The sequence below is a fragment of the Streptomyces sp. NPDC002784 genome (assembly GCF_053592135.1).
In genome coordinates this window covers 1-8,833 of sequence record NZ_JBSFVD010000064.1, presented here as the reverse complement: position 1 = coordinate 8,833, position 8,833 = coordinate 1, and the positions used below count along the sequence as shown (strand labels likewise).

Annotated in this window: 4 protein-coding genes and 1 pseudogene; 4 read left to right on the top strand and 1 reads right to left on the bottom strand. The window is 69.7% G+C overall.

Annotation, left to right across the window (positions count from 1 at the left end; all coding sequences use genetic code 11):
• Positions 1 to 236: pseudogene (locus ACWD1Z_RS35740) on the bottom strand (hypothetical protein); the annotation flags it as partial.
• Between the two features lie 185 nt (positions 237 to 421).
• Here ACWD1Z_RS35740 and ACWD1Z_RS35735 point away from each other — a divergent pair.
• The 4 genes from ACWD1Z_RS35735 to ACWD1Z_RS35720 all read left to right on the top strand — a co-directional run.
• Positions 422 to 784: a hypothetical protein gene (locus ACWD1Z_RS35735; protein WP_451124816.1), complete on the top strand. Its 363-nt coding sequence runs from the start codon at positions 422 to 424 to the stop codon at positions 782 to 784.
• A gap of 302 nt (positions 785 to 1,086) precedes the next feature.
• Positions 1,087 to 1,536, top strand: coding sequence for a helix-turn-helix domain-containing protein (locus ACWD1Z_RS35730; RefSeq protein WP_451124814.1), 450 nt, complete (start codon positions 1,087 to 1,089; stop codon positions 1,534 to 1,536).
• A 228-nt stretch (positions 1,537 to 1,764) separates the two neighbouring features.
• Positions 1,765 to 2,766 carry an asparagine synthetase A gene (locus tag ACWD1Z_RS35725; RefSeq protein ID WP_451124812.1) on the top strand — a complete coding sequence of 334 codons (1,002 nt, stop codon included), beginning with the start codon at positions 1,765 to 1,767 and terminating at the stop codon, positions 2,764 to 2,766.
• Between the two features lie 77 nt (positions 2,767 to 2,843).
• The coding region (locus tag ACWD1Z_RS35720; RefSeq protein ID WP_451124810.1) for an amino acid adenylation domain-containing protein at positions 2,844 to 8,833 on the top strand (5,990 nt) is incomplete at its 3' end.

Sequence of the window (8,833 nt, the reverse complement as noted above, 5' to 3'; positions counted from 1 at the left end):
GGGCGATGAGCGCCTGGATGCCGATCTCCGGATCGACGGTTCTGAACGAGTGAGGAGGCGTCGAACGACGTCCCGGATAGCGCCAGTTCGCTGAGCTTGTCCAGTGCCCTGCGGAGATCGGCGTCCGAAAGGCCGAGGTCTTCGCGCAGTTCATCCAAGCCCAGCTGCGGGCGGGCCAGCAGTGCGCGATAGACCGATTCACAGGTGTGATCAAAACCGAGCTCAACCAAAACCATACTCTCCCCGGGCCGGTGGCAGTCCGACGACGGGGGCCATCCAAGCACGCATTCCGCGGCGTCACCAGTTCCCGGGAAAATCGTGGCGGCTTCATTGCCCCCGGCGCGTGGCCCTTTCAGGCCCTGGCAGAAAGCGCTCAACTTTCCTGCTTGCTGGTCATCGATGGCTTCCCGAGGATCGAGGCATGCATCTCATCCATGTGCGCCTGCACACGCCGTGTGGCTTCCAGGTGCCGGAAGATCTGGCCGCACAATTCATCGCGCAGGCGACCTCCGCGGAGGGCGTCGAGCATGTGAGCGTCCACCCGGGCGCCGGCCAGGTGCTGACCGTGGGGCTCTACGTAGTGGCCGAGTCGCTCCTGATGGCGGAGCAGGCCGCGCTCGCGGTCTCGCGGCGCACCGTCGCGCGGGTGCCCGCCCTGCGTCGGAGCAGGATCACCGGTTGCTCGGCGGCCATCGTAGGGGTGTACTTCGACGGCCTCTTGGAACGCTCGAGCGGGGATGGACGGACTATGCGGCTGCCGGATGAGGACACGGCCGAGAGCTGACATTTGCGCGGCGCCTGGCCGAGAGTGGTTGCACCGGCAGGCGCTGGAGCCCGACCGGGGCCACGCCACCGGACGCTGAGGGAGCGCACCCACAGCTCCCGCCTCGAACCCACCGAGACAGCACCCGCAACGACCGTCAGTCAGGAGACCGTTTGATGTCCGCTGTGCCCGGCACTTTGGCCGATTTCGCGGCCAGCCTCGTGCTCATCCCTGTCCCCACCGCCGACCCGACGGCCGGCAAGGACACCACCGGCCGGCAGTGACCGTTCGCACCCATCACACCGAGACGGGGGACAGGAACCGTGACCACGCTGACCAAGACGAGCCCCTTCGGATCCCTGCTGCAGTTCCACCGGATCCGGGAGGGCTACACCCAGCAACAGCTGGCTGACTTCTCGGCATTGAGCGTCCGCGCCATCCGCGACCTCGAACACGGGCGTGTGGACCGGCCGCGGCAGGACACCGTACGCCTGCTGGCCGACGCCTTGCGGCTGGACGAGGAGAGCCGCGACGCCTTCGCCCAAGCCGCCCGGGGCGTCCCGTCGGACCGCGCCGGCGCCGGCGCCGCCGAGTGGGCCGCCGTTTCCTCGCGCACCGGATACGAGTACGCGACCATCCTGCTCGCCTCCCTGGCTCCCGACGCCGGTGACGGCACCTGGGAGACCGCCCTCAACGACATGGCCAAGCAGGCCTGGCGGCTCCTGGCCGTCGATCAGGGCGTGGCGTTCCTGGAACGCCGGCTCGTCGGCTAGGGCCCGGCCGTCCCCTTCGCCACCCCCTTCGCCGCGCTTCGTCGCCGCGCCTTTGCCGCACGGACCCGTTCAGGGGCCGCCACACGAAGTTCCGCGAATCTGCCGTACTCAACTGCCGATTGACCGAAAGACCGCCTACTAATCTCCTGCTGAAATCAGCCGGAGCCGCCGTCGGCCGGACCCGATCGGCCCGGTTGGCACGCCCTCTTCAGAGAATCGAGACCTCACATGTCAGTGGTCCTGAAGGAAACGCCGTCACTTCATCGGAAACGCCCGCCGCAATCCCCGCAGGAACATCTCTCCGACCCGGTCACGCGTGATGTCCTGCGTATTCAGCACCGCATTCTGATGGCGATACGCAGACATCTCGACGAGGCCGGTTTCGTGGAACTGTGCGCGCCGATCATCGGTCCCGTCACCGACCCCGGAGTGCGTGGCGCCAAGCAGGTCGACATCGACTACTACGGCCGCCGCTACAAGCTGATGACGAGCGCGATCCTCTACAAGCAGGCCTCGCTGCACGCCTTCGACAAGATCTTCTGCATCGCGCCCAACGTCCGTCTGGAGCCCCCGGAGACCGCCGACACCGGCCGCCATCTGGCCGAGTTCCACCAGATCGACGTCGAGGCCGCCGGCCACTCCCGCGAGGAGATCATGCGGGTCGCCCAGGGCATCGTGGTCACCGCCGTCCGCGAGGCCACCGCCACCATGGGGGAGGAGCTGACGCGGCTCGGCCGGGACACGAGCCGGTTCCAGGAGGTGCTGGCCGGCCCCTTCGACGTGATGTCGCACGCCGACGCCGTCGCCCGGGTGGGCGGCGACCCGCATGCCGAGATCGCCTGGGCCGACGAGGCGCGGATCTCGCGAGAGACCGCCCGCCCCTTCTTCGTCACCGACTACCCGAAGGGCTCGCGCGGCTTCTACGACCGCGAGAGCCGCGAGAACCCGGGTGTGCTGCGCAACTTCGATCTGCTGCTGCCCGAGGGATATGGCGAGATAGCCAGCGGCAGCGAACGCGAACACGAATACCAGCGGATCGTGACCCGTATGCGGGAGACCGGGGAGAACCCCGCCAAGTACGGCTGGTATCTGGACATGGCCCGCGCCGGAATTCCGGCCAGTTCCGGATTCGGTATCGGCCTGGAACGGCTCACCCGCTATGTCACGGGGGTCGACTCCGTGTGGCAGGCCAGCGCCTACCCGAAACTCCCCGGCGTCTACTCGGCCTGAGCCCCGGCCCGCCGGCCGGCCCCCGCATTTTCCGTTCGTGAGATCCATCAACCCCAGACAAGGTGGAGTGGAAAGCCATGCCGACCCATCGTGACGCGGACATGCCCTACGACGGTATCTCGTCGACCGGAGCCGAGGCCCGGCAGGGCAGCGGAGCGGTGGGCGACGACAACGGCCGTACCGGCCCGGACCACTTCGGCCATGTCGTGGCCGCGTTCACCGCACAGGTCAGGCGGGCCCCCGACGCCGTGGCCCTGCGCGGTGACGGCACGCTCCTCACCTACGGCGAACTCGACCGCGCGGCCAACCGGTTGGCGCACCGGCTGGCCGGGCTCGGGGTGGGCGACCGCCCCGAGAGCGCCGTGGCCGTACTGATGGAACGTTCCGCCGACCTGGTGGTGGCCCTGCTCGCGATCCTCAAAGCGGGCGCCGCCTATGTGCCACTGCACCCCTCCTACCCCGCCGCCCGCATGCGCGCGGTCATCGAGCAGACCGGTGCCGCCGTACTGCTCACCGACCGCGCCACCCACCCGGGCGACCTCTTCGACGGCCTGGTGACCACGCTCGCCGTGGACGACGACACCGCCCTCGCCGGCTGTCCCGACACCGACCCCGGCACGGTCATCGACCCGCTCGGGCTGGCCTACGTCATGTTCACCTCCGGCTCCACGGGCGCGCCCAAGGGCGTCGCCGTGATCCACCGGGACATCCTCGCCCTCGCCGCCGACCACTGCTGGGACGGCGAGGCACAGCGCCGTGTCCTTGTCCACTCCTCGCACGCCTTCGACGCGGCCACCTACGAACTGTGGGTGCCGCTCCTCGCCGGCCACCAGGCCGTGCTCGCCCCGCCCGGCCAGCTCGACCCGCGCACCCTGCGCCGCGTCACCGAACAGCACGGCGTCACCAGCCTGTTCCTGACCACCGCCCTGTTCAACCTCGTCGCCGAGGAGGACCCCGAGGTCTTCGACCTGGTGCGGCAGGTATGGAGCGGCGGCGAGGCCTGCTCGCCCGAGGCGATCCAGCGCGTCCTCGACCGCTGCCCGCACACCGAGTTCGTCCATGTCTACGGTCCCACCGAGACCACCACGTTCGCCACCTTCCTCGCGCTGCGCCCGCCCCACCGCGTCGGAGCGACCGTCCCCATCGGACGCGCCATGGACGGCATGGCCGCCCACGTCCTGGACGACTCCCTGCGCCAGGTGCCCGAAGGGGCGACGGGCGAGCTGTACCTCGCGGGCGCCGGCGTGGCCCGCGGCTACATCGCCCGGCCCGCACTGACGGCGGAACGGTTCGTCGCCTGCCCGGACCGCCCCGGCGAGCGCATGTACCGCACGGGCGACCTGGTACGTCTGCTGCCCGACGGCGTGATCGAGTTCGTGAACCGGGCCGACGCCCAGGTGAAGATCCGCGGCTTCCGCATCGAACTCGGTGAGATAGAGGCCGTACTGGGCCGCCTCCCGGGCGTCGGCCGGCGCATCGTCGTCGTCCGCGAGGACCGGCCGGGCGACAAGCGCCTGGTCGCCTACGTCGTCCCGGGCGAGTCCGGCACCCCCGACCCCGACGACCTCGCCGCGCGAGCCGCCGAGGAACTGCCCCCGTACATGGTGCCCACCGCGTTCGTGGTGCTGGACTCGCTCCCGCTCAACTCCAACGGCAAGATCGACCGCAAAGCCCTGCCCGCCCCCGCCGCCCAGACGGACGGCATACGGCCGCCCCGAACACCCGACGAGGAAGTCCTCTGCCAGCTCTTCGCCCAGATCCTGGGCCTCGAACGAGTCGGCATCGACCAGAGCTTCTTCCGCCTCGGCGGCCACTCGCTGCTCGGCTCCCGGCTGATCAGCCGCATCCGCAGCGCCCTCGGCGCCGAGATCACCTTCCCCACGCTGTTCGCCGCGCCCACCGTCGCCGAACTCGCCGCCGTCCTGCGCGACAGCGGCGAGCGCCGGCCCCAGCTCACGGTCGCCGAACAGCGCCCCGACCCGGTCCCGCTGTCCTTCGCCCAGCTGCGCCTGTGGTTCCTGCGGGAGTGGGAGGACGGCGGATCGACGTACAACATCCCGCTCGCGGTCCGGCTGCGCGGCCCCCTGGACGGCACCGCCCTCGAAGCCGCCCTCAACGACGTGGCCCTGCGCCACGAAGCCCTGCGCACCCTCTTCCCGGCCGTCGACGGCGAACCGCGCCAGCACATCCTCACCACGCCCGGCCTCACCCTGCGCGTCACCTCAGCGACCGAGGACCGGCTGCCCGCCCTGCTCACCGATGCCGCCGGTCACGTCTTCGACCTCGCGACCGAACACCCGCTGCGCGCCGACCTGTTCGAGATCGGTGAGCAGGAGCACGTGCTGGCGCTCGTGCTGCATCACATCGCCGGTGACGGCTGGTCCATGGCGCCCCTGGCCCGTGACCTGAGCACCGCGTACTCGGCACGCGTGGCCGGCCGTACCCCCGAATGGGCCCCACTGTCCGTGCAGTACGCCGACTACACGCTCTGGCAGCGGGACCTGCTCGGCGACGAACGCGACCCCGACAGCCTCGCCGCCCGCCAACTCGCCTACTGGCAAGCGGCGTTGGCCGACCTCCCGGAGGAGCTGGAGCTGCCGGTGGACCGGGCGCGTCCGCCGGTGGCGTCGCATCGGGGTGCGATGGTGCGGGCGCGTTCGGGTGTGGAGCTGCATGCGGGTCTGGTGGGGTTGGCGCGGGAGAGCGGGACGACGCTGTTCATGGTGTTGCAGGCCGCGGTGGCGGCGTTGCTGAGCCGGTTGGGTGCGGGCACCGATGTCCCGCTCGGCACTGCGGTCGCCGGGCGCACGGATGACAGCCTGGATGACCTGGTCGGCTTCTTCGTCAATACGCTGGTGCTGCGGACGGATGTGTCGGGTGATCCGACGTTCCGTGAGCTGCTGGGTCGGGTGCGGGCCTCCGACTTGGAGGCGTATGCGCATCAGGATCTGCCGTTCGAGCGGGTGGTGGAGGCGGTCAACCCCGCCCGGTCGACCGCCCGGCACCCCCTCTTCCAGACCATGCTCGTCCTCCAGAACAACATCGACGGGGTCTACCAGTTCGCCGGCGCCCAGGCTGCCACGCAACCCCTGGAGCACCCGGCGGCGAAGTTCGACCTGACCTTCTTCGTGGAGGAGATCGCCGGGGAGGACGGTCGTCCGGCCGGGCTGAGCTGGGACGTGGAGTACGCCGCCGACCTCTACGACGAGAGCACCGTCGTGGAAATGGTCGACCGACTCGCCCGGCTCATGGAGGCCGTCGTCGCCGACGCCGACATGCCCCTCGCTTCGGTACCGCTGCTCGGCGTGGAGGAGGAGCGCGTTCTGGAGCAGTGGAGTGGTGCCGGGTCTGGTGCGGTGGATGGGCGTTCGGTGCCTGGGGTGTTCGAGGCGCGGGTGCGGGTTGTGCCGGATGCGGTGGCGTTGGTTCAGGGTGGGGTGGAGCTGACGTATGGGGAGGTGAATGCTCGGGCGAATCGGCTGGCTCGTCATCTCGTCGATGTGGGTGTGGCCTCCGGTGATGTGGTCGGGGTTCATCTTGAGCGTGGGCCTGAGTTGATCGTGTCGTTGCTGGGTGTGCTGAAGGCGGGGGCGGCTTACACGCTGCTGGATCCGGGCTTCCCGGCGGAGCGTTTGGCCACTGTCGTCACCGACGCCGGCGTTCGCGTTCTCGTGACCCGCGACGATCTCGCTCGCCCGCTGCCCGAGTCCGGGCTGCGCCGTGTCCTGCTCGACCGTGAGGCCGCACTGATAGCGGCACGGGACGACTCCGATCCGGCTGTGGTGTGTGGTGGGTGGGATGCGGCGTGTGTGATGTTCACGTCGGGTTCGACGGGGCGGCCGAAGGGTGTGGTGGCTCCGCATCGGGCGTTGGTGTCGACGTTTGTGGGTCCGGATTATCTGGAGTTCCGGGCGGATGATGTGTATTTGCAGTCGTCGCCGGTGTCGTGGGATGCGTTTGCGTTGGAGGTGTTCTCGGCGCTGTTCCATGGTGGGCGGACGGTGTTGCCGGTGGGGTCGCGGACGGATCTGGATGAGATCGCGGGGCTGGTGGCCGGGTGTGGTGTGACGGTGTTGCAGCTGTCGGCGAGTTTGTTCAACGTGCTGGTGGATGACTATCCGGGGTTGTTTGCGGGGTTGCGGACGGTGATGACGGCGGGTGAGGCCGCGTCGGTGTCGCATGTGGCGCGGGTGTGTGAGCGTCATCCGGGGCTTCGGGTGCTGAATGGTTATGGGCCGGTGGAGTCGATGGGGTTCACCACCAGTCATGTGGTGGCTGGGGTGGTGGAGGGTGCGGCTTCGGTGCCGATCGGGGTGCCGTTGGCCGGCAAGCGGGTGTTTGTTCTGGATGGGGGTTTGCGGCCGGTGCCGGTGGGGGTGCCGGGGGAGTTGTATGTGGCGGGTTCGGGTCTGGCGCATGGGTATGTGGGGCGTGCGGGTCTGACGGGGGAGCGGTTTGTTGCCTGTCCGTTCGGTGGGGCGGGTGAGCGTATGTATCGGACGGGGGATTTGGGTCGGTGGCGTTCGGATGGTGCGCTGGAGTTTTTGCGCCGTGCGGATGATCAGGTGAAGGTGCGGGGGTTCCGGATCGAGCCGCGGGAGATCGAGGCTGTTCTGACGCGGCATGAGCGGATCGTGCAGTGCGCGGTGGTGGTGCGTGAGGACCGGCCGGGTGACAAGCGCCTTGTCGCCTACGTCGTTCCCGCCGAGGGCAGTCGCCTTGACACTGAGGAAGTGCGCCGGTTCGTCGGCGGAACGTTGCCTGAGTACATGGTTCCGGCCTCCTGTGTCGTGCTGGATGCGCTGCCGTTGACCACGAACGGCAAGCTCGACCGAAAGGCCCTGCCCGAGCCCCTGGTCGGCGGCGATGCCGAAGGCCGCGCACCGCGCACCCCGGAGGAGGAAGTCCTCTGCGGACTCTTCGCCGAGATACTGGGCATCTCCCGCGTCGGCGCCGACGAGAACTTCTTCACCATCGGCGGCCACTCCCTGACGGCCACCCGCCTGATCAGCCGCATCCGCAGCACCCTCGGCGCGGAGGTCGGTGTCCGCACCCTCTTCGCCACCCCCACCCCTGCCGGCCTGGCCGCGGGACTGCGCACCGACGACGTGCGCCCGCGCCCCGCGCTGACGCCCGCCGAGCAACGCCCCGAACGGATTCCGCTGTCGTACGCCCAGCAGCGGCTGTGGTTCCTGCGGGAGTGGGACGAGAGCGGAGTCACCTACAACGTGCCGCTCGCCGTACGGCTGCGCGGCTCCCTGGATTACGACGCCCTGCGCGCGGCCCTCAACGACGTCACCGTACGCCACGAGGCCCTGCGCACGATCCTCCCCAACCCCGATGGCGAACCTCACCAGTTCATCGTCCCGAGCCCGGACGTGCCCTTCGACATCAAGCCCTGCGGTGCGGACGAGGTGACCGAAGCGGCACGGCAGGCGGGCGAGCACGTCTTCGACTTGGCCGTCGAACTGCCCATCCGCGCCACCCTGTTCGAGGTCGCTGAGGACGAACACGTGCTGGTGCTCGTCCTGCACCACATCGCCGGTGACGGCTGGTCCATGGCCCCGCTCACCCGCGACCTCGGCCGCGCCTACGAGGCACGCGCGGCGGGCCACGCCCCCAACTGGGCGCCGCTACCGGTGCAGTACGCCGACTACGCCCTCTGGCAGCGGGACCTGCTCGGTGACGAGCGCGACGAGGACAGCCTCGCCCTGCACCAGCTGCGCTACTGGACCGACGCCCTGTCCGACCTCCCGGAGGAGCTGGAGCTGCCGGTGGACCGGGCGCGTCCGCCGGTGGCGTCGCATCGGGGTGCGATGGTGCGGGCGCGTTCGGGTGTGGAGCTGCATGCGGGTCTGGTGGGGTTGGCGCGGGAGAGCGGGACGACGCTGTTCATGGTGTTGCAGGCCGCGGTGGCGGCGTTGCTGAGCCGGTTGGGTGCGGGCACCGATGTCCCGCTCGGCACTGCGGTCGCCGGGCGCACGGATGACAGCCTGGATGACCTGGTCGGCTTCTTCGTCAATACGCTGGTGCTGCGGACGGATGTGTCGGGTGATCCGACGTTCCG

Bases quoted from the DNA above. Each gene is read 5' to 3' on its own strand.
- ACWD1Z_RS35735 (WP_451124816.1), top strand. From the start codon at position 422: ATGCATCTCATCCATGTGCGCCTGCACACGCCGTGTGGCTTCCAGGTG.
- ACWD1Z_RS35725 (WP_451124812.1), top strand. From the start codon at position 1,765: ATGTCAGTGGTCCTGAAGGAAACGCCGTCACTTCATCGGAAACGCCCG.